This window comes from Chitinophaga caseinilytica (genome assembly GCF_038396765.1).
GTDB classification, from domain to species: domain Bacteria; phylum Bacteroidota; class Bacteroidia; order Chitinophagales; family Chitinophagaceae; genus Chitinophaga; species Chitinophaga caseinilytica.
This window is the reverse complement of sequence record NZ_CP150096.1, coordinates 2,029,298-2,052,792: the sequence shown is the minus strand read 5'-3', so window position 1 is coordinate 2,052,792 and position 23,495 is coordinate 2,029,298. Positions and strand designations below refer to the sequence as shown.

The following is a 23,495-nucleotide window of genomic DNA, read 5'->3' as shown; positions in this document are numbered from 1 at the left end:
TTTTTAATCGATTTTCTCCACGATGAGACCATTGATCAGTGCGAAGTCTGACCAGTTCAGGTAACTGTGCACACCAATTTTGATCGTTCCTCCTTCCTGTACGTAACCAGTGAAAACCACCGACACGTTCACATTATCCTTGGGGTACATATACTGCAGCTGATTGCCGCCGTTGCCGAACTTCACATTCAACTCGCCACGGTTCAGGTTGTTGATCTCGCTGCGGACAGACGACATCACCTTGATGCGGTAATTTCCTGCAGGCAAACCCTGTCCTCCCGGGCGCCCCACTTCCAGGTTGTAATTGTTCCCCGTAAACTTCAACTGGAAGTTGATGAAGTTGCTGCGCACCACATCCACCGGGAATTCCCCGAAGGTGCCGGTCAGCATTCCTTCATTATCCACCGCATAAATTTCGAAATAGCGTTTCCATGCCGAGGTGCTCACGGTATTCACCGCCCAGCCGGTGGCGGCGTCCGTGAATTCCTGGACGTTGGCGGTGGGGTCGCCGTTTACGTCCGTCCAGCCGGGGAGGTTAACCGGGGTGCGACAGAAGTTGAATTTCGCTTTGGTCCCGGGCTGGAGGCCTGGTTTCTCTTTCAGCATCATCACGTTCACCGTGGCGGTGTCGTTGGTGGGCAGCAGGGTCAGATCGATTTTCCCGTTGGCATCGGGGACCACGTTGGCGATGGCCAGGTAATCCAGTCCATTCCAGGCGTTTTCGCCGGAGAGGCCGCTTTCGCCGTTGGCGGTTGCGCGGAATGGGGTTTCAGGCCCGTTTTTCCGCTGTTTGCGGGAATGGAAGAAATAGATATCGTAGCTGGCATTCGGTTTCAGGTCGTGCAACCGGAATTGCGCGCCGGTGCCGGTGATGTTGATCCCGTCTTTGTAGGCCGACCTGTCGAAGCCCATATAGTCATGATCAAGTCCATCGTTGACCATCACCGGATCGGCAGCCGACAATACCTCGAAACGGATCGCGGAAGCGGCGCCTTTGATATCGGTCAGTCCGGCAGTAATGGTGCCCGGTGCGGCGGAGGTCACTTTGTTCGAATTGGGCAATGCCGGGTTGGCGGAAACGCCGGGGTCGATCGTGAAATAGCGGTCGTTTTCCGTGAGCGCCAGGAGCCTGTTCTGCAAACGCTGTTGCAGGGCGGTTTTCGCGGCGCTGGCGGGCAATTTGTCCAGCAGAATTTTCGCCCTTCCATAATCCACGATGTCCATCGACCCCTCCGATCTTTCCACATATTTCGTGGCGGAGTATTCGGGATTTTTGCTGTGCATGAGGAAGAAATCCTGCTCGAAATCGAATGGTGCGAAGCGTTTGTCGTACACGTTATTGTTCCAGACCGTGGGGCCATGATCGCCCGTTCTCACCAGTTTCAGGATGGGCGGGTAAAGGCCTTTGGGATTGGCGCTGTTGATGCTGTTGATACAATCGAACGCGAGTTGCTCGTCGATATACGGATCGTTGATATTATTGAGGAAGAAAGCGGGAATATCTTTCACGACGGGCCCGTTTTGCTGCACGTTTGATTCCACGCTGGCGATCGGCATAAAGCCGGCGATGAGTTGCGGGAAATCGTAGGCCATCATGCTGGCGCCGTTGCCGCCGGTGGAAAGGCCGGTGGTGTACACCCGTTGCAGGTCTACATTATAATTCTGTACGGCCCAATTGTATGCTTTTTTGATGATGGCGGTGGTCCACCAGCCTTCCGTCAGTTGCGGGATAATGACGATGGATTCCATGGGGAATGCGCGGTCGTACAGCAGTTTGGGCAATCCGGCGGTGGGTTGGAGGATGAGGTTGACGTCTGTCCCGTTTTCGCCCATGCCGCAGAGATAGATGATCATGGGATATTTTTCGGCGCGCTGCGGATCGTAACCATCGGGCAGGTAGATCCAGGTTTTGCGGCCGGTCGCGGAATCGTAGACGTTATCGTTGTACCCGCCAGACGAGTACATCTGCGACGGGTTGACCATGGTGATGCGGATGGTGTCTGTACCGGTGAGGCCGAGATGGTCTTTTGCGGTGAAGACGAGGACGTACACGCCGCCAGACAGGCCGGTGAGCGTGGTGGAAGCTTTGGTACTGTCTGCCAGTTGCGCTGAGCTGCCGGGGGGCTGGCTGATGATGCGCCAGGTGGTGGTGAAGGTATTGCTGGAACCGGGGGTTACGGTGCCGTTGAGCGTAGTTTGGGTGACGGTTGCCGGCAGTGAGGTATCTCGACCGGCATTGGCCTGCGGGGGCAGGTTGGATCCGGGTGTGCAGGTGCTGAGGTCGTACCATTTGCTGCCGTCGGAAAACAGGTGGATCCGGTCGCCTTTACCGATGACCACATTGTTTTGCGTAGCATAAGGAGGGTTCCCCAGGGCCTCACGGGTAACGAAAGCGCCGTTGACCGTCCACCGGTGGTTCCCGGTGGATTTATCGAGCAGTACGATTTCCCGGTTGAGGTTGGCGGCGGGCGGGGGCAGGTTGATTTTCCGGCCGGCGGTGGGGTTGCGGAGCAGGATGATCCCTACGTTCCGTGGGATGGTGTAATCCGCGTCGGGGGTGATGGTGAGATCGTGCGTGAGCCCGCCCTTCCAGAGGATGTCGCGGATGGAGAGGCTGTCCTGGTCGCTGAGCGCCAGGGCGGTGTCTCCCACGGATGCGAGCTGGATGCGCCGGAATTCGGTGCGGCCGCGGCCTTTATTGGAAAGGAATCCGTTCACTCGCTGGGTGTGGTTTTCCAGGATGAGCTCGGCGGTATCCTTTGTGTTGTATATCCGGACGCTGTCTGCCTTTATGGGGTAGACGTGCTGCGCGAGGGACACGAGGCTGGTTAACAGCCAGGCAATGGATAAGGCGAATATTTTCACGGTGTAGGGTTTTGCTTTTATTTTACTTTTTCGTTAAGGATTTGGGATGATTCCACTTAGCCGTCCAGCGGTCCCAGGGTAGCATGCAAACAATAAATAATCCAGAAAAAATGCATACGAGACGTAAAGAGAATGTAACATACCATGCGGTTATCAGCTTATCCCTGGACGCAACATAATACATTGGGGGAAACTTGCCGGCATCGACGTCGTAGTACATATCTCCTTCTATATCAACAACATATTCTTTTCCATTGTATACAACAGTCATTTCATGCGTCCGCCCTTTCCCTTTTTTGATTTTCCTGTCTACATAACCATACTGAACCGGCTGTCCGTTCGCCAATGCCTTTCTATATTCGAAATAATTCCATCCGCTAACGAACGCAATGACGATAAACAGCACTGCAAAAAAATCCGGACAATTTTACCTGATCCCATATGATATAGTATTAAGATTAGTTCTCTTTTGGCTTTTCCACTTCCTCCTTCTTATCCTTCTTAATTTTAGGATCTACGCCATCTTGTACAGCATTAGCGACAACCTTAGCAGCTCCTTCTCCGGTTCCATTCAGCCCAACATGCATAGTTGTAAACATAACCCCCTTTTCAATAGCGATCTTCTTTTCATACTTGGCTTTTTTAATCAATTTCGGCTGGGGTTTAGCGCGTTTGGACAGATCCTTAATCTTCCTTTCAGCCTGTACAATTGCCGGCTTCACTTCTTTTATAGCTTGTTCCGCCGCATCCTGTACAGCGTCTGACTTCATCAAATGCCCGAGGCCTACTTCGGTCAGGGAAGCCAGAAGTATACTCTTCAGGTCAAATTCAGTGTCTTTATACAAAGCTTTTAAAGATGTCTCCAAGGCTTCGACGCCAACTTCAAGCAGCTTTACAAAAATTTTCTGGTGCGTAGGATTGCTCAGCCATTTGGCCATTCTCGTCAATCCGCCATCAATAGCTCCAGACGCGGCTCCCATAGCACCTCCGATTATGATATCCAAACCATCCCTCCATCCAAGGTCGCTATTTGCTTCAGCAAATGACATACCCTCAAATAACATCTTGTTTCCCACTATACCCATATATTCCGTGAGCGCCCCCAGTATTCCGCCAAGTACGGGATTATCCCCTTTAGGATCCGTGTGAACATTTGGATTGTTGCGGTTTGCTGCGTAAACGCTCTCCCATTCTACGGCTTTGGGATCCGGATTCCATCTTCTGCCAATTCTCGCATCATATTGCCAATATTCCGCCGAAAAGCTATTCCCATCTATCTCGCTTGACCTTTCCTGCCCATTATACCCGAAACGGTATTTTCCATCTATGGAGTAGTCCCTTCCTGGCTGGGCCATACCAAATGCATAAGCATCCTGCTGCGAGAGGCTTTCCGCTACATAATAGTCAACTAGGGCACCACCTGAAGATACTCCGGATTTCTTATCACTGATGGTAGCAAGTACGTTACCGAGGTGATTGGACAATTCATACGTCCGGCTGCCAATGCTATAGGTGTTGCTCAAGGTATCCAATGCTGATTGCGGACTGAGTATCCGCGCCGGCATACCTTTACCTTGCTCCCATATGCCTAATCGTTGGTTACCATATAAATGCTGTTCTTTCCAATTGAATCCTGCGGGCGTGCTTTCATAAACGGAAAGTATATTTCCAATGGCGTCCCTAATATAGAAAACGGATGAATCTCCTGTAGTTTTAACAATTCGGCTTCCGTTGGCATCATAACCATATTGTACTACATTCTTTCCATACACCGCACTAACTTTCCCAAATACATTCCAATTTATTCTACCAATGCCGCCTGCATTATCGCGGATCATCCGTCCTGCCGCATCATAAGCGTAGTTACCTGAAGATTGATTATCGATATCTTCTGAATAATTACCTGAGGCGACTTCATCCGTAACAAAAGTCAGCTGATTGGTACCTGCTTTATAGTTGTAAGCCATCTTATCCATCAACAACAGCCTTCCTCCTGCTGTTGTACTATTTCGATGTAGATGCAGAATATTCCCATTCGCATCATAACTGATACTTTCCTTATAATCTTCGATAATCGAACCATTACTCCATCCTCCCGTAATCCCACTGTGCTGCCGTACTTCCACAAGACGATTCAACTGGTCGTAACCGTAAGAATACCCTTTCGTGAGACCATTATCCAGTTTAGAAAAGGCAATCGTAGATGAGTTAACATTTCCATTATACAGCCCATTTCCAGTACTCAAAACAGAAGGCGCATTGAACGCAGTATTGAACGCTTGCGCAGCTACAACACCAGCTGCAATATAATCGTTTGTATGATAGCCCAGAGTATAAGCAATCACATCCCTGGCCACCGTACTGTGCAGCGAACTGCTCTTACCATCTTCTCCCATATCCACAGCAGGATCGAGCAAACCGCTATTAAAGCCCTTTAACCGTCCTTGCAGGGTATAGGCATAATCCGTCCCCTGTACTTTGTAAGTCCCTAACTCGATACGTGCAGGGGCCCCGTGCAGATAATATTGATAACTGGCATCGTTTTGCCAGGTAAGTTGGTCCCTGCTACTGGACACTGAATTCAACTGGTTGCCGGCGTCATAGTTGTACCTGTAAATGAACTGATCGGGCTGTCCGTTCTGATAATGCAAAGCACGTACTCTGCCACTAACAAGATCATACTGGTAATCTATCTGCTTCAGCCCTTGCCCCGCCAAGGCTTCTTCCATTTTCAGATGGTAGTGCCACATACTTTTGACATTTCCTGCTACATCATAGCTAAAGTGGGTGGCAGTTTCAATCTTTCCATCTCCATCTACATCGTATTCGGAAGACGCGATCCGCCTCCTCAGGTTCGTTTGCACGAAAGGCAGACTATTGACTGGTTGATCATAATTATGCCGGATCACCTGAATTTTCACTCCTGTTGCCATCCATCCGGTCAGCGCCACCGGATCAAGGGTGTTAATGCCATTCAAGTTCGCCCCCCTTTTCTCCCATTACTACTATCCTGCCGAGGTTATCATACTCCATGAAAGTGAAGCGGTTGGCTACCCCTCCGTTCACTGGCTGCCTCTGTTCAGCATTTTGAGTAACCGCTACACGTCCCAGCCGGTCGTACCAATTTTTTGTGAGCCCCGCATCCGGCGTCACCTGCTCCCGCACTGCGTCCAGTGTCGTATACAAATACCCCGACGTCATCGTATGTTTACCAAACACCGGATCATGATGCCGGATCCAGTTATACTTCCCGGCGCCCACCACCTTCACGTCCATTTCCTTCACGATATCGCGCAGCTCCGCGCCCGCCCCCTCGTTCATCGGCAACCACATCACCAGCCCGGCGTCGTTGCGTGGGAGGAGGCATGTGTTATTATAATTCTGCAACGCCTCGGCGTATCCCATCACCCGGTTATAAATCCGCAATTGCTTGGAATATCCCTTCATATATTTCCAGGCACTGTCCGCCAGCACGGCGCCATAACGCCACTGCCGCGGCTCCAGCTCGGCGAGGTTGCCGCCCAGCGTATCGCGTTTCGTAATGTAGGTCACGGGAATCGCACGCCCGTTGATCACCACGGAGAACGGCTTGCTGCGGTTCCCCGTGCCCGTGATCACGATGTGCGACCACTTGCCCGCCGGTAACAAAGCCGACACCGGCACGCCGGCCACCCCTTCCATTTCCAGGAACACCGGGTAAGGGAAAGTGAACGGCATATGCTGTCCGTAACGGAACACCAGCTGGTTGCCGCGCGTATAGCAGCTCACACCCTTCTCCCCATAAAAAGCGGGAATGGTATAGGTACTGTCGATGAAACGCGATGGCGCGCTCACCGGAACGTTGTCGGAGAAAATCCCCTGGTCGTGACCCGCCGCGGGGTTCACCCATGTTTCGATCGTATACGGCTGCGTTACATCGTTCAGCAACCACGACGGCTGCGGGATGTAAGCCCCCGTTCCCGCGAAGCTCAGCGAATCCGTCCGCTCGAAGCATTCCGCGATATTGAAAGGCCTGTCTTGCCGGACGGCGGCAATTTCGGGCTCCGTCAGCAGCTTCACGCCGGCGGGAGGCACCGTTTTCACGAGGTTACCCGCCTGGTCGTAATAATACAGGGTATAATGATATTCGTAGAGGTCGCCGGAAACATTCAGCCGCGGCTGCACCGCCAGGCATTTGCTCTGGTAGATGTCCTGGAAATCCTTTAGCACAGAATCCCGATAGGTCGCATATGCGAGCGATGCGTTCATCAACGTCATTTCCATCGCCGTGCGCATACAGCCCACGGAATCGGGCACATATACCAGCGAAGCCGGGCTGTTACACAGCCTGTAATCCGAAAGCCCAAGCCCCGTACCGCCTTCTCCGAAGTTGTACGACGGCTGGTTGCATTGCGCCACGCCGCTGTTGGTATAAGTGGCCACGGAATCCACGATATCCACGATCACATCATGCGGCAGCGACAGGTTGTTATAATAAGCCGTCACCTGGCTGTAAGGCTGCAAATGACTGATCACCGGCATCCCCGTCGGCGCGCACCATTGCTGCGCCTGCATCCGGAAGTAATATGCCAGCAACCGGGCATTCGCATTTGCCGGGAACACATTCCTGAACCTTACCAGGTATTCGTCCAGCGCACAGCAATCCAGCATCACGGGCAGACAAGCCTGGATCTGGCGTTCCGGCGTAACGGGACCTTCGCAATTGGCGGCGGCACTGTCGTGCGGGATATCCAACGCGATGTTACAATTCTGCGCCAGGCGCTCGTAATCGGCAAACACCATCTGGCGGTTGAAAATGATATTCATCCAGTCGGCCACATGCGTTTTAAAGCTATCCGCCACATGCACGCTGCCGTTGGGGTTCGCATAATAATTGGGCTTGAGGCGGCTGAACTGATCATACGCCATGGTAAAGGCTTCGCAGGTGATATCCGTCATGGGCCCGCTGCCGATATCGCCCTGGCAACGCGCCAGGAACTGGTGATATTCGTAATAGCTGAGATTGTACTTCAGCGCATTGTTCAGATAGTTCGTCAGCAACGGCTCGTAATTGGCCGAAGCCGGCGTCAATGCCGGGAATTGCGCCCGGAAAGCGTTCACATGCACCTGTATTTCGCTGCAAGACACGCAGGTATTGCAAGCCAGGGCATACGGGATGGGGAATTGAAGCTGAGACGGGCTCACACAATCCCCCTTCACGCATTTGTTGAGCAGGAGGTCCAGCTGGCCGGTGGTCATCATGAAAGACGGGCCGAACTTCTGTTTCAGCCAGCGGAGGAACCCTGCGGTAGATTTGTTGTAAGCATTCGCCTGGTATTGAGTATGGAGCGAGCTGATCTTTTCGCAGGTACAGCTGTCTACGGTATTATATTCCAGCGACGGGTTGTCGAAGGACGTCGGATAATTGATAAGCAGTGCGGTACAGTTGCTGTTGATGGCACCGGCGCCGAGCACCCGCACGATCACGGCCTGGAAGTTCTGGTCGATGTTCGTGCTGTCTGGACTGATAGTGCTGGAACCGAGGAAGTGCGTGATATCGCATCCTTTCCGGCATACGTCGATCAGCCCGGCTTTCAGTTGTTTGAATTTGGTGGAATCGTTACCGGGGCCGATGAGATTGTTGCAGCCTTTCAGCGCCTCCATCCAACGGTCGGCCTGGGCTTCGCAGTTTTTCAGACAGTTGTCTGCCAGTGCGGCGTTGTTCACATTGCGGATGCTGTCGCTCAGTTCCACCAGCGATTTGGACGAAAGGTTCTGCAACACGCCCTGGGCCTGGAGATCTTCCGCAAAAATCCGGCGCTTGTCTTTATAGGCGGCGGCGAGCGGGTCCGAAGGACAAGTACCTACTCTTCCATTGATAATTTCCTGTTGCCCGTAATCGTCGCCCATGGTGGTATCGTTGTTTACCAGGCCGCTGCCGATGTAGCAATTGCGGCAATTCCGGATCGTTGCGTCCGAATTGTTGCTGCGGGCGATTTCCAGCATGGGGCCTTTCAGCTGGAGATAGAGCGCGCGGTAAATTTCCCATTCGCTGTCTTCATCCCTTCCGGCAGCGCAATCTGCCGGGCCGGCGCAGGCGTTGAAGGAAGTTACGTTGGGATCTTTCGAACAGTAGATGACATATTTAATGACCTGCAACACGCTGCTGGCGGGCAAGGAAGCCCCCGGCCGGATGTACTCCGCATAATTCTGGAGCTGTCCGCTCAAAGCGCCGTAATGCCCGTTCCCTGCGCCTCCCGCGGCAAAGAAGGGATCCTGCTGCAGGAGCTTCAGCGGGTTGCTGCCGTCCCAAACGCCCGCATCGCGCGCGGCCTGGGCGGTGTTCAGGTTATCGAGCGATGCATCGAACCGGCGGCTGGCATCGGTTTGCTGGCACCAGCGATAGAAACAGTATTCAGGGTGGTAAGGCAGCAAAGAGGCCGCCCAGGAAGGTTTCCAGTTGCGAATGAACTCGGATTCCGTGAGCGCCTGCGGCGCTTTCCGCACGCCGGCATCGTTGTACACGGTGTCCAGCTGCCCGTCGCTGTTCCTGAAATCGGTCACCAGTTTGTATTTGTCCAGCACGTTGATGCTCCTTTCCAGGAAAACGCTGGTGGCGTTGTTCTGCAGGGCCCCGTCGTCGTACAGCGCGTATTGCCCGCCGGGCGTAACGTCTACCTCCATCTGCAGCAGCATATCGTTGCAGGGCGATTCTCCGCCGGCCGTGTTGGCCTGGCATTGCGCCAGCAGGGAATCGTAGAGCTGGTGAACGTACACCGTGTCTGTCGAAACCGGGACGATATCCTGTTCCAGCATGAGGTTCAGGAACCGGGTGGTGAACAGGGATTTGGTGCCCAGCGTGGCCGCGCAGGGCGCGGCATCGCCGAAGCAGCCGGAGAGGTCGATATTATGGAGATAATTTCTTTTGAAATCTTCCAGCGTCAGGATGCAGGTGTTCTGCTGGAGGTAGGCGGAATCGTAATACGCAGCGGCGGCCCTGCTGGCGCGCAGCTGGTACGTAGTCTGGTATTCGCCGATTTCCAGTTCGGCGTTGAAGGTACCGCTTACGGCCGGGAGCTTCCGGTCGCAGGTGGTTTCGATGCCGGTAAGGTCTGCCGCGATCTTCACTTCATGTTTTACGACGCCGCATTCGTCCTTGATGGTGATCCAGAGGTCGTAATAGCAATCGCTGCAAAGGTCTTGCATGTTTTCTTCGCACGGACTGGTTATCGCTACTGCGGGATCGTACGCGTAATCGAAGCGATAGGTGCCGGACAGGGGGATGAGCAGGCTGCTGGCGGAAGTAACCGTGAAGTCGGCCGTGCTGCGGGTCGTATTCTGAGGGGTAGCCAGCTCCCCGGTATAAGGCGTTATCGCATTCTGGGAAGAAGCCAGGGCATAGAGGCTATCCGGCACACGCCCCGCAAGTGCGGTAGCGATGGTTTTCCCACGGGCGTCCACATAGGTAACACTGGCCTGGTTATTCTGATCAACGATCAGGTTCTTCAGGTAATGTGAAGCATCGCCGGCTTCCGAACCGAAGAGGCGGTCAAGCTCCTGCTGCGACGGCTTTCCGTAATAATATCTTGTATCATGGCCACTGCCCGGTTGGTATTGCGGGCCCACGTTCCCAAGCCTTCTAACTCTCCCTGTTTGATCTCCAACGAATTGGGTGGCGGCGAAGGGATAACCTTCCGCATGCGGCAGGTATTTGGTGAAAAGGGAATTCGTATGGGGATTGTTCTCCGAATAATAGCGGGAAGCACCCGTAGCCGTGCTCGCGGGTTCCGGCGCAATTACGCATGCTGCGGTATCGCCTGATAATTCCTTGAAACTATAAGGTTTGCCGCTTGAAATCGTCGTATTCAGATTTTTGAAGAAATGCAAACTGCTGTCGAGCTCCACGCTGGGCAGAAAGCTCATGGCCGCGCGCCCCGTGGCGTCATAGATATTCTCCTGCACCATCGCCCGGTTGCTGGAATTGTTCAAAGTCACCAACTGCCGGTTGCGCATCGTTCCGTCGAAATAAGAAACCGTTTCGCTCCTTTTCCCCTCTTCCGCAAAACTGGCATTATATTGCCAGTTCAGCGTCGGCTCGTGCGATTGCTCCAACCTGGCGACGGCGCTGGTAGTGCTGCCGGGAAGCCCGGCCTTATAGCTCCAGTCGGATTCCTGCCGCTCATTATCCAAAGGATTGATCCTCACTCCACGGATGCGGTACAACACGAACCCGGCGGGATAGACGAGGTTGATGGTATATGTGGGCGACGACACCGTTACCCGGGTATTATTATTCAAAAACCATTGCTGCAATTCCGCATCCGGAACGGTGATCGTCCCCGCCGCGATCTGAGCCGGCGTGTTCAGCGTCCGCACCCTGTCGGCCATCGCCGTATTGTCATCAATGAAAGTCCATTCCAGGTCATAGTTTTCAGCGCCGGCGTATTTCCCTTCCTGCGTGTCCCAACTTACGATCAATTGTTTCCCGAGGTTCTGGGAAGCATTGAAGCTGTGCTGCGCGATGTCGGTATTCGATGTACTGAAATTATAGCGCCGCACGATCTGGATTTCGTTCTTGATCCGGAAGATGGCCGGCAGATCGTTCTGGCCGCCCAACTGTGGACTGGAAATACTGTTCACCGTGATCTTCACCTTATGCCCGCCCGCGAACTTGAACATCGCGATACCTTTGTACTGGCTACCCGGCGTAGTGTCGTAAGCAATATCCAGCTTGAGGTTATTGAACGTCTTCGTTACCCCGTTCCTGTCTTCATATTCGAGATTATAATCCAGCAAACAGGTGAATGGCCGGTTGTAGTAATAGATACTGGTATCGAACCGCAACTCGAACGTTACGATGTTATTGACGGACAAGTCTCTTTCGATGGCCTGCCAGGCGGTGGGGTTTCCGTATTTATCGTCCTGCACGGTGCAGGTTTGCCCCGAGAGGATCTTTCCGGTCAGCGTATTGAGGAAATTCTCGTCACCGGCCTTCGCGCCAAATCCGAATATCATCAACAGGCCAACAAGCAGCAGGCGTAGTGTCAACGGATATTTTATGGGTACAGGGTACATAGGGTTCAGTCTTAAAGTTGATTAACAAGCTGGTAAGCGTTATAAGCGGGTTTCAAACGGGTGCTTTTTCCTTTCAGGTCCACGAACTTCCCACTGGTGAAAAAGGAATCGGGTTTCGGGGTCTTATTGTATTGATAGTAATTGATATCCACCACCAGCGGGTCTTTCCCGAAAGTCTGGTCTTCCGGGAGCATTTCGATCTGCAACTGTTTCACGAGGAAAGTGGCGGGATCGTATAAGATGCGGTACTTTCTGACACGCGGGTCCGCCATGCCGGTAATACTTAACTCTTTCTGGGCGCCTTTCTGCACTACAGTGTATTTCACACTGTCCAGTTGCATGCGGAACAACAGCGATTGCAGGTCGAACGCCGCTTCTTCCTGTTTCGATTTCCGCTGCGCGGGATGGCTTCCGCCCACCAGCACGATCTTATCGTCGTGGTCCACTACCAGGCTGCTTTCCGAATTATGCACGATCTCCACATTGCCCATTTTGCAGTAATATTTATCGCGCTGCAAAACGTAGTCGGCATTCACCTGGTCGATCAGCTGCTGGGGTTTGCCGGCCGGGTACATTTTAATGACAGCTTTGAAAGAAAGCGCGGGACTGGATTGATACGCCTGGAAGATGGACTCCGCCTGCCTTTGGGCATCCGACTGGGCGAAGGTCTGCAACGTGAAGGCCATCATTCCCAGCATGGCCGCTATATATTTATAAACTCTTTTCATAGTGTTGGATTTGTAGGACCGGGTTATTGAATTTTATAGCCTAACCTGTTTTCTTTCAGGGTCATGATGCCTCTTTCCGTTTCTTTCTTGATGCGGACGAGCGTTCCTTCGTCGTCGTATTCATAGAAAGTAGCGTAGTTGTTCTCGTCGAGCTCTGCCATCATGAACATGTTGCCGCTGTTGAAAACGAACCCTTTCAGGTGGCTGTCGTACGGATGCACGCGGATATCGTCGAAGTAAGTGGCGCCGCCTTTGGGATTGAGCCTGAAGGAAATCTCCGTGGCATTCGCCGGAACGGTAAATACCACTTCCACCTTCCGCCATCCCTCGATCCGCGGGCCGGCCACTTCAGAACCGGCGATGAGCGTTGTCCCGGAAAGGACGTCGATCACATTGGCGGTATTGGCATTGATGGTGTTATTCTTCACCCAAACGCTCGCCACGTATTTCGCGCCCCGCTTCGGCATGAACTGTTTCAGGCTGGTGTTGGGGGTGATAGACGCTTGACCGTTAGTGGCGTAAGCCAGCAAATCCCCTCCTTCCGTGATCGTCACATTTCTCTTCATGACGGCGGGGGCAGACAATTTGAGGCTGAAGTTCCCGGTGTGCGCAGCTTCCCGCGTGGGCGCATTGCCCTGGAGGATGAGTTTCCTGAAATCGAAATGCTTTTCGATAGCGCATTCGTCGGGAACGGCAACATTGCAGGCCAGTGCGTATTGATAATCCTCGAACCCGTCGAACCCGATTTCCGTATTGCGGGCGTTGGAGGCCACGGCTACGGGAACTGATCCCAGGTAACCGAAAAGCGCCGCATTATACCGGTCCAGGGCATCTTTTTCTTCAATACCCTGACCCTTGTCGGAATACTTCAGCACTTCGCTGCTCATGACCCAATTCGGGTAATTGTTGCTGTTCACGGGTTTATAAACCCCACCGGAATAGTTCCAGAAGGAAGTATAAGAATTGAACACGCCTGATTTCCGGATCGTGGGCGTCGCATTCGCGGCGCTGGCGGGCATGTTCTTCCGGGCATCGTGATAAGCGAATTGCTGCCAGGGGCGCCAGTTCCCGAGGATACCGGCGGCGTATGGGTTGATGAGCGGACTTTGCACTACCGCCGCCTTCCTGTCCCCGACACCTACACAGCGAAGGCCGTCGGGCAGGGGACTGAATCCGTTGCGGCAGACGGCAGTGGTATCGCCCACCTGAAAATACTTGCCGCGGGCGTTCCTGGAACTGAATATCGTATCCACCCCGCCGGCCACATCTTCGATATAACCATTCGAGTTGAGTATCTCCAGTGCCGTGTTATCGTAAATCTCCGCCCCAAAAGATGCAGTATCATTATAGTTGAGCCCTTCCATTTCAATAGTATGTGTACCGGCGGATAAGGTTACCGGGTAAACATGCCAGATCGTAAAGGCATTGGGAAGGCCGCCCCCACCATGCTCGAGTCCCATTGCAGGTACATCCATGTCCACAATTACAGAATCATCTACTTTAAATCGGATCTCATTATCGCCCCCCATGCCTACATAATATGTTTTCGTCGCCGGCACTTCGATAGAGGTCCGGAAACCGATCCACCTGTTATAAGGGATCTCACTGGCTTTGCAGGACCAAACGCCCGTCCTGTTCAATGGGCCCGCAGAAGCGCTTTGGCTCTGGTTGTGCCAGAATGTACTGGTAAAAGGAATCCTGTTGCCCGTGCCCAGGCCGCCGACACTGTATCCCGGATCATATACAAACGTGAATCTTGCACCATAGGAGGGATAAACAGCGGCGCATACCCTTGTGCTATCCGGCCGGTAACGTGGTACCGTATCCCAGCGCTCACACCAGAGGCCATCCGCACTCAGGATGTAGCCGGCATCACAGCCCGCACAATTTTCTTTCGGCAACGGCACCTGCCATTCTTCCTTATACGTTGCCGCGCTCACATCCAGCACCTGCGAAAACGCCGTCACATCGATCCTCCCGCCTTTGATGGGATTACGCAGCGAGGTTACCGCTCCTACCGGCACCTGCGCCATGTTCCGCTTGCCCGAGCGCGTCACTTTCAGCGTGGCGTTAGACAGTACCTGCGATTCTCCCGCCGCATTGATCAGGTACATCCCCGATCCGGGCGGCATGGAAATCCAGCCTTTCTGCCCGGTGCCTACGTTCAGCACTTCATCGCCGGGCACGAGCAGGTCTGGCGGCAGGTTCACCAGTTGCCGGTTCGTGGTGGTGCTCACACCGCGTATTTCGATACCGATATTTTTATACGCCTGTCCCATACCTCCATACGCCCAATGTGCGGGATAAGTGAGGTTGTAAACAGGGTCGTTGAATTCATTGTAAGTCCGCGTCAACAATACTTCGCCCGTTTCACTGTCCCAGGCCACGTTTTCGGTGGAAACGGCCGACCCGTCCTGAATCTTTTTCACTTTCTGCAACACACCGAATTTGTTGATCACCTTCACGGTGCTGGCGGAACGGAACGCCCGCGTTTCGATGTTCGGCCCGATGCCGGGATAGAAGTAGGGAACGGGGAAGATCCAGGCCATGAAAGCGCCCACGGAAGCATGTACGCTGCCGCCGATGTTTTCCGTGTACTGTTCGCGCATGTCAGTGAACAGCTCTACTTCCTCGGAGATACGGCCGTCCTTGATCGTACCGTCCGGGTTCAGCAGCAGCACGTTGTTGAGGAGGCGTTGCTGCGCGGCCAGCGGATTTTCCGTTTTATAGGAATACTCGATCCCCGAAATCTTGCTGCCACCACGATTGTAAACGGATTCGCCACGCTGGCGCCCGTGCATATCGTTCAATTCGATGGAATATCCCTGAGAAACCCCTACCGCATTGGCCACCTTCACTTTGAACAGGCTCAATATGGGCGATGGCTTGTGCGACTGGTGATGCTTGTCCATCTTTTTAACGATCACCGGAAAATCTTTCGCGGTATAAAACTCCGTTTCGATGTAACCGGTTTTGTTCGTGGAGTTATCGGCCCCCACATGCCGCATCGTTACTTTGCTATACCCGACCGTTGGCGCGGGGAAATACCCCTCCCCGATCGGATCTTCCATGTAATAATAATTGTTCAGCCCCAGGAAGCTGGGTTTGTTCTGATACGAAAACGGCTGCCGGAAAGGGTTTTCGTCGTTCCCGATCATCGGTTCATAAGCCGCCACACCGCTGGAAATCTGCACCTGCTGGCCTTTTTCATTGGCGGTTGTAGTGGTATAATGATAATCCTGGCCATACACGCCATCGGCAATGTCCTGGCCAGACATGGCCTGCCACACGTCCGATATCCGGATCGATTTCACCCGGCTTCCCCGCCCAGCTTGGTGAACGACGGTGCATTCACCCGCACCCACGACCGGGAAAGGTCTACGCGGTTTGCGAATTTCTTCCGCTCGGCCTTGGCGTCGAAATCTTCCACCAGTTCTTTCAGGTTGGCCACCGCAGCCGCCAGCGACCGGATGATCTGCGTCACGTCGCCGCCCAGGTCGTCTGTATCCGACCCGGGATAGGCATGCAGCGGCAGGTTGATCCGCAAGAACTGCCAGGCGGTCTTGGTCATGGGGCTCACGCCTTCCACTTTTTCCAATGTCACGGCGGCGGTATTGGCATCCACCAGTCGTACATTTTTCACCGTTCCGTAGCCCGGCACATATTCGTAATGGCCCTGCCCGTCGAGGTCGGTGTAACATTTGAAATATAATTTCTCCACGCCCTGGAAATACCGGAACACCAGTTCCTCGCGGTTGCTCACCGGTTGCGGGAGGTTCACCAGCAATTCGTTGGCATACATCATCCCGTCTGCCTTGCCCTTGCTGTCGAACCCGGCGATGGTGCTCATTTGCATGGCGCGCCGGTTCTGCACGTAGCCATAGTCGTCGGATTCCAGCGTCACGTTGATTTCGCCGCCAGAAGGTAGCTGGATCTTGTTCAGTTGCCAGAGCCCGGCGTATTCATCGGCTTTCGTTTTATCCTGGGTAGCGTAGGGATGTTCGTCGTTGCGCATGTTCCCTGGGTTGGAGGAACCGTCTTTGTACATGCCCCAACGGTCTGTTTGTTTAGCCGCATAGGGAATAACGCCGCCGTTCACCTGGTCTTTGTACTGGAAACGGTAAGGCTGCAACATCCCTTTCCGGTTGCCGCCGAAAGTGAAATACACTTTCTTCAGCGTCAGTTTCCCTTTACGGGCGTTGATATCCTGACCGGCCACCATCACGGGGTTCCCGCTATTATTGGGGGTGTTGGCGCAGAGGGAATAATCGTATTCGAAGTGAACGGTTTTCACGGGCACGGCATTGACGCCTTTTTCCCTGAGGTCGGATTTGGTGTAGAGGACGATCTTTTCGAGGTATTGCTGGCGATTGGAAAGGTCCCTGGCGCCATTGCTCCCCGTCACGCCCAGCCCGTCTTCCCGGTCTTTGGTGTGAAACACCGCCACCATCGTTTTGGACTCGATGGAATGGGTATACCAGATTTCCTTGCGCCCGTAAGTATAATTGGCTTTATCGTCTCGGGGATCGCTGAGCATATTCTGGTTGAAGTTGGCACTGTCTTGCCGGTAAGGCGTTCGCCATCCGTAAGACGGAAGCCCTTTGGTATAATTGAATTTTACCGCGATACCGAGATCGTCGTCGGAAATGCCGTTGCCGGTCACGTCCACGTAATCGGGCGATAAGATCCCCGTCAGCAGGTAAGCATATGCATACGGCGGTGTGGATTGCTTGCTGGCGTAATGATCGCGGCCTTTGCGGTTGCCGCTTCCGTCGTCGGTGAGGGGTGTATATTTTACCATTCCGGTGGCGGTATTGCCGTTGGCGGGGTCTACGCTGAAGGTGGCTTCTTCCTGGAGGGTGTTGTATACGGGAATGCCGAAAACCGTGCGCGTGCCGCCGTTATCGGTGGTCGTGATTTCGGAGATGTGGTGCGTGGGCTTGAGGGTACGCGCGGTTTTGACGATCTTGTTCTGTGGATCGCAGCCGCTGAAAACCGCTTCGTTCTTCGGATAGGAATGAATGGTTTTGTCGAGCCCCACCTGCGAGGCCTCCTGGGCGTTGAGATAACTGAACACGTTGTTGCGCGCTGCTCTTTTTTCCCTTTTGAAGGGCTGGGAAACGGTAGCCTGCCTGCCGTCTCCGGTGATCACGGTATTGAGGGCGCGCATATCCTTTCCCCGGCGGATGTCTACCCGCAGCGGCTGATCGCCGTACAACCCGGCATAATAACTTTCATCGACGGCAACGGGCTCGCCCACTCTTTTGAAATAAGCGGGCTCCAGCAAGGGCTTGGCGTTGTCGGCGGAATTGAACTGTCCTTTTCCCAGGAAATCGTTGTCATCCTGCCACTTCCCGGCTTTGGTGGTCACTTTCTGCGCATAGATATCCACACCGCCCTGGAAGATGTTCCCGGCGCCGATTTCCACGCCCAGCGATGCGGAGAAGCTGTTGTTCACACCGCGGTGATCGAAGAAAACACCGGAACCGTTGCGGTATAATTTGTATTGCCCGCCGCCGTTCTGGCTGGTTACGCTGAACAGGTCGGCCGTAGGGATGGGGACCGGCAGATAGGGCACGCCATCCTGGTAGGGAATATCGTTTTCCCGGTTGAAGTCCATCAGCGCATGAACGTCCTGCTGGCCCTTTTCGGCGTTCAGCAGCCCGTACGCTTTGAGGTCCTGGGAATTCCGCGCCAGCTTTTGCTTCATGTAATACCCGGTGATGCCGCCTTTCAGGTGGAAAGCGAAAGCCGCCGGCCCGAAGCTCGCACTGAACGTGTAGGATTGATTATTGAAAGGAATATCGATTTGCGGAGAATAGCTCTGCCGCGCGAACGAAATCGAAGAAGATCCGCTGATTCCGGCTTCTTTCTTTTCCTTCGTCACCACCGAATTACCCGCTTTGTCTACCGATTTAACGTCCTCGATGGCAGACATCTGCAAACTCGGCGACAGGGTCAGCGACTGCACGCCCGCCCTGGAGTTATATCCCGACCCGATAGACAGCCCGGCATTGGTTTCCTTGTTATCCGCCGATTTTTTTGAAATGGAAAGATTGACACTCGGTTTGATGCTGGCGCCGTCTTTGGAACTGGATTGCAACCCGATCGACAAGCCGGCGGAGCCGCCTGACGAGGTTTCCGTAGTACTGGGCGCCGCCGCCGCGCTGGCGAGGTTGATACCCGCGTTCGCGCCGATCTCCGCGCCCCAGCCACGGTATGAATTCTTAAATATCCCGACATTCACGGAAAGGTTCAGTTTTTTACCGAGGCCGAACAATTCCGGATAAATTTGCACATTCCCGCCGGCGGTAATATCATCTTTCATACTGAATTCCTTGCTCACCACATCGCCGTTGAAATCATCCGGCAGCCCGCGCATCTGGCGGTTCACCACGCCGGGGTTCAGCGACCATCCGAGCCCTACCCAGCTGGCTTCATCGTCCATTCCCGAGCCAGCCTGGTAAGAAAGGTTAATGGGGTAACCGGCCACATCCATCAAGGGGATGTTGTAGCCAAGATCTCCGGTGAACAGGTCTACCATATCATTGGTGCCAGCCTGTTTGAAACCGGTCATCTCCGGCTGCGACGGACCAGACGTCAACGCCCATGCCGCCGTAGGAACAGCCAGTTCCGTGACCAGCACGCATAGCATGAACATGGCAATGGGTTTCCTGAACTTAAAAATTAGGTTCATTAGGTATAGTTTTAAAACAGGGTAACATCAAAATTTTTGTCAGAAAAAGTGAACTGCTGGATGGGATTGTTCCAGGCCGGGTTATTATACACAAGCGTGATATTTTCGCTCCGCGGTTTTTCTTTCGGGAAAGCCATCATATACTCCACCGCTCCTTTCCTGCCGCCGGCTATAGGCTGGCAGAAGGCCGCCGATAGCGAATCTCCGCCCATTACCAGCATGAAATTGCCGGTGGCGTCGTAATGCAGGTTCAGCTCCGAGGCACCGTCTTCCGCCTGGGTGCTGCCCACTTCGAACCGCACGTAGTAATACGAACCGTACATCGCCCGCAGACTGTCCCTTTCCATATTCCCGATCCCCGCATCGCCGCTGCGCGACAGCAGTATCTGGTAATCTGCCGGCAGCAGCTGCGCCCGGTACCAGACATCCCCGACATTCCGCTGCAACGTGAGCCCGTTGGCCGGGTCATTCACAAATTTGACGTAGGTTTCCGGCGTACGCCCGCACGATGCCAGCAACAGCAGCATCCATGCGCATGACAGGAATCTATTCGGCATAGGAGAATTTTAAAACCAGTTCAGCATTGCCGGCATTCCGGATTTTCAGGATGTATTGATGGCCGTGCAGGAACGATTTGTTGCCAGACAGCTTCAGGTCTACCAGGTTGATGCCCTGCTTCATGTTCACCCGCGGCAGTTTTTTGATTTCGGTGAGGGGGTCAGACAGGTCGTAGATGCTGTATTCCAGTCGCCCGGCGCGATAAGGGTTGTTGAAAGAAAAATACAGCACTTCCTTCGCCAGGTAAAAGCTGCCGTCCAATGCAGGCTTGGCTTCGCGATAGCTGTCTTTCTGATTTTTCACCGTATCGCATTGAATGGTAAACTGCCAGATTTCCGATTTCGTGACGATCGTTTTGCCCTGGTACGCCCACACCTGCCAGGCGTATTGTTTCCCTTTCTCCAAATCCGGCGCCTGCGGCGGATAGGGCAGCAATTGCGAACGGAGCTCAGACAGGTTGATGACCGGCCTGTTGTTGGCCAGCGCAGTGATACCGTCCTGCTTATCCTCCACAGCCGCCACCACGATGCGGTACCGCGTATCCGGCCCGATGGGCACCGGAGGCTGCCAGCTGAAAGATGGGCGGGTGTTGCAGATCTGGTCACCGTTGAAAGGGTCTGTCAACAGTAACGGCGACACGGGTTGGATGGTATGGTCGAAACAGTTTTCGAAGATCAGCGGGTCGTACCCCGGCTTTGCATTCGCCTGGATGAACCGGAAACAATATTCATACTCGCCCTCCGGGAAACGGCCGGACTGGCCCATCAGGCTGGCGGCGGGGCTGCTCCCGAACCGTACGGCGGCATTTCCCAGCACGCCTTTATGCAGCACATTGCCACCGGGCAAAACGCTCACTTTCGGCACATCGATGTTCACCACTACTCTTCCCGCCCCGTCTTTCACGCGGATGTTCAATGCACCGTTCAATGTAGCGCCGCCGTTGTTCACCACCTGTACCATCGCCAGCCCGTCAAGGGTTTGGCCGTTAACGGCGGGGATGTAGTTGAAATTGATCTGCGCACGCAACGGGCACGCAGACAGGAGAATACCGATCAGGTATAGGAGGGATTTATTCATAGGTCCTGTTTTAAAAGTTGTACCGGAAACTCCAGTCGGCCCTTACAAGGTCATCGTAATAAGCGTCGAATTGCTGTATGTTCTGTCGGAAGTCTACGAAAAGGCTCACCTGCATCCGGCTGTTGATATTGGCGGAAATCGTCTGCCGGCCGCCTACCTGACGGTACCAGTTCTGCGCGCTGGAATAGTTGAGCCCGGTGGTGGCGCTTATTTTCCCGCCCAGCATATACGTAATGCCGGCATCGGTGTTCAGCACGGAATTCAGGTACGCCGGTCCGCCGGGATTGTGCGCATACGTGTAGGTAACGTTCCAGTAAACCAGTTGCTTGCCGATGCTGATGTTTTGCAGCGAGCTCAGGGTCACGGATTTCAGATTGGCCAGGCTGTCTGTCAACAGGTAGCGGCTGGCGTTGTACGCGGTGCTTACAACGTTCCTGTAGTAAGACTGCCGGATTCGTTGCTGGAAGCTCAGTTCGGCGGTGAGGCGGTTTGTGCTGTTGGTGGTGATTTTGCCGCCGGGGATTTTCCGGAAGCTTTGGATCGGCTGGTATTTCAGGGAAGCCTGTTGCCCTTTGCCAAAGCGGAAACGGGTTTCGAACAGGGAACTGAAGTTCTGCCATTTCCTGCCGGGCAACATGGCGTACGCATATTCCCGCAAATTGCCCCGGGCCTGTAATTGGATTTTGTTCTTGAGGAAAGTTTTCTTCACCTGTAAACCCGCATCTTTCGAACCACCCATCATAAATGCCGATCCCGGATTGGTATATGCAGATGCCACATGCGTATAATTGGCGCCGACGGTAAGCCCCGCTTCCTCGAAACTACCGGCGTAATTCAACACCATGGCCAGACTGCGGCCGAAGTCCTCCGTATTCATCATCTGCGCGATGGCGGATTTGCGGCGGCCGGCCGTATCATTCCCATATTCCGCCTGGGTGTAAACGGCAGACGATTTCGACAGTTCCATTTCCACCGTCGACGTTTCCCCGATGGTGAAACGGTTGCTCAAACCGAGGACCAGCGTATTCTTCTTCGGCATGTCGAAGTTCTGCGCGGCCCCCATCACTTTGGATTGCCGGAACGAAAAAACGGACAGGTGCGTATGGTTCTCCTTAATGCTGCCCCGGCCCATCCGCACGCCCATGCCGATATGATCGTTTTGATTGAGCGCAGTAAAGTTGGAACGGTCGTACAGGCTGTTCAGGTCTTTTTCCTTGCCGGCGAGGAGGAAGAAATATTTATTGTCTTTGCTGATCTCCATGCTGAGACCGTTGTTGAGGTAATTGTACAGCGACAAAGGACTGAGGCTCACGGAATGCTGGCCGGCATTCATCTGTTCCACATGCATGAAGAATTTTTCCAGCCCGGTTTGTTGTAAATGTTGTCCGGCGAGCTGTTGCAGGCTGGAGGGATCGTCGAGCATGTTATCGAATTGCTGCATGCGGGCGATGCCTTCTTCGTTCAACCTGTTTTCCAGCCCTACCAGATCGAGTTTCTTTTTCAGGGCCTGGTAGCGTTGGTAGAAGGCCAGCAGTTTCGTATAAATGGCGATTTCCTTTTTGAGACCGGGGATCGCCTGACTGCGCTCTGTTATTTTCCCGGATTGCGCTTCTGTAGACAGCTGCTGCAATTGCTGTTCCTTCTCCCGGATCTTCGACACATATTGCTGGCTCACCAGCGACTGGAACACGTTGCCGATATTGCCGGTGGAAAGGTCTTTGATAGAGTCGAACGCGGCGAGCGGCTCGCGGAATTCGCTGGCATATTCCTGCATCATGCCATCCAGTTCGCTGCGAACGGCCTTTTCGGCGGCTTTCTTCGCGGCTTGGAGGCTTTTGTCTTTCGGCACGATCTTATCCACGTCCAGCTTGTCTTTCAACTGTTTGCGATAATTATTCAGGAAAGCTTCCTTGTCGAAATTCGTCCGGAAAACGTTGCGGTAGGAAAATGAAGGGTTGAGGTAATCCTGATGCATGAACATCACGTTGAGCGGGATTTTCGCTACGGTCACCGAGCCATTGATCTCGAGGGTATTGAGGAAATGGTAGCCGGGGCCCCAGTAGGTACGTTCCAGCTGGCCTTCATTCACGACCGACACTTTATGGTTGTTGAGTATCTTTTTCAGAGAGAGGGCTTCCTTGCCTTCCTGTAGCATGCCTTTGGCAGTTTTCAGGGGAGAACCGGGCAAATAACCTGCAGCACGCTGTTTCAGGGAATTGGGCGCCTGGCGGAGTTTCCCCTGCAGGGAGCGTTTCATTTGCGCGGGGATGCTGTCCGTGTAATTTTCAACGGTTTCGTTCAACCTGTTCCCCAATGAATCGATGGACGGCGACAAGATGCCGCGGGGGATAGTGTCGTTCCCATCCGGGAAACGGTCAGATTGCTTACACGATAAATTTTCCGGCTGGGATGCTGGGAATATGCATTTCGCGGGAACAGGGTCTTCGTAAATAGCTAGTGTTATGATCGGGTAACAACACAGGTAAACAACAGATAACAACATAACTACGTACCTG

The 23,495-nt window shown here is 53.7% G+C and carries 9 protein-coding genes; all 9 read right to left on the bottom strand.

Translation table 11 applies throughout. The features are described from left to right. Nucleotides 1-3: 3 nt before the first annotated feature. The 9 genes from WJU22_RS08760 to WJU22_RS08720 all read right to left on the bottom strand — a co-directional run bounded on the left by WJU22_RS08760 (nucleotide 4) and on the right by WJU22_RS08720 (nucleotide 23,236). A complete protein-coding gene (locus WJU22_RS08760) occupies nucleotides 4-2,865 on the bottom strand; it encodes a PKD domain-containing protein (protein WP_341842859.1) in 2,862 nt (953 codons plus the stop codon). A 458-nt stretch (nucleotides 2,866-3,323) separates the two neighbouring features. After that, nucleotides 3,324-5,843 carry a hypothetical protein gene (locus tag WJU22_RS08755; RefSeq protein WP_341842858.1) on the bottom strand — a complete coding sequence of 840 codons (2,520 nt, stop codon included), beginning with the start codon at nucleotides 5,841-5,843 and terminating at the stop codon, nucleotides 3,324-3,326. Next, a complete protein-coding gene (locus tag WJU22_RS08750; RefSeq protein WP_341842857.1) occupies nucleotides 5,830-11,892 on the bottom strand; it encodes a hypothetical protein in 6,063 nt (2,020 codons plus the stop codon). The genes WJU22_RS08755 and WJU22_RS08750 overlap by 14 nt, the downstream gene beginning before the upstream one ends. Before the next feature lie 38 nt (nucleotides 11,893-11,930). Beyond that, the gene (locus WJU22_RS08745) at nucleotides 11,931-12,647 is read right to left on the bottom strand and encodes a hypothetical protein (RefSeq protein ID WP_341842856.1); all 717 of its coding nucleotides are present in this window, start codon (nucleotides 12,645-12,647) and stop codon (nucleotides 11,931-11,933) included. 23 nt (nucleotides 12,648-12,670) lie between these two features. After that, nucleotides 12,671-15,961, bottom strand: a complete 3,291-nt coding sequence (locus WJU22_RS08740) for a hypothetical protein (protein ID WP_341842855.1) — start codon at nucleotides 15,959-15,961, stop codon at nucleotides 12,671-12,673. After that, nucleotides 15,958-19,344 (bottom strand): hypothetical protein, encoded by a 3,387-nt coding sequence (locus WJU22_RS08735; RefSeq protein WP_341842854.1) that lies wholly within the window; start codon nucleotides 19,342-19,344, stop codon nucleotides 15,958-15,960. Before WJU22_RS08735 ends, WJU22_RS08740 begins: the two co-directional genes overlap by 4 nt. A gap of 11 nt (nucleotides 19,345-19,355) precedes the next feature. Further along, nucleotides 19,356-19,901, bottom strand: coding sequence for a hypothetical protein (locus WJU22_RS08730; RefSeq protein WP_341842853.1), 546 nt, complete (start codon nucleotides 19,899-19,901; stop codon nucleotides 19,356-19,358). Next, entirely contained in the window at nucleotides 19,891-20,979 is a 1,089-nt protein-coding gene (locus tag WJU22_RS08725) for a hypothetical protein (RefSeq protein WP_341842852.1), read from the bottom strand. The genes WJU22_RS08730 and WJU22_RS08725 overlap by 11 nt, the downstream gene beginning before the upstream one ends. 10 nt (nucleotides 20,980-20,989) lie before the next feature. Next, nucleotides 20,990-23,236 (bottom strand): hypothetical protein, encoded by a 2,247-nt coding sequence (locus WJU22_RS08720; protein WP_341842851.1) that lies wholly within the window; start codon nucleotides 23,234-23,236, stop codon nucleotides 20,990-20,992. Nucleotides 23,237-23,495 lie beyond the last annotated feature (259 nt).

What these genes read in the sequence shown, in the direction of transcription:
- WJU22_RS08745 (WP_341842856.1), bottom strand. Translation starts at nt 12,647, where the DNA reads ATGAAAAGAGTTTATAAATATATAGCGGCCATGCTGGGAATGATGGCC.
- WJU22_RS08735 (WP_341842854.1), bottom strand. Translation starts at nt 19,344, where the DNA reads ATGAACCTAATTTTTAAGTTCAGGAAACCCATTGCCATGTTCATGCTA.
- WJU22_RS08730 (WP_341842853.1), bottom strand. Translation starts at nt 19,901, where the DNA reads ATGCCGAATAGATTCCTGTCATGCGCATGGATGCTGCTGTTGCTGGCA.
- WJU22_RS08725 (WP_341842852.1), bottom strand. Translation starts at nt 20,979, where the DNA reads ATGAATAAATCCCTCCTATACCTGATCGGTATTCTCCTGTCTGCGTGC.
- WJU22_RS08720 (WP_341842851.1), bottom strand. Translation starts at nt 23,236, where the DNA reads ATGAAACGCTCCCTGCAGGGGAAACTCCGCCAGGCGCCCAATTCCCTG.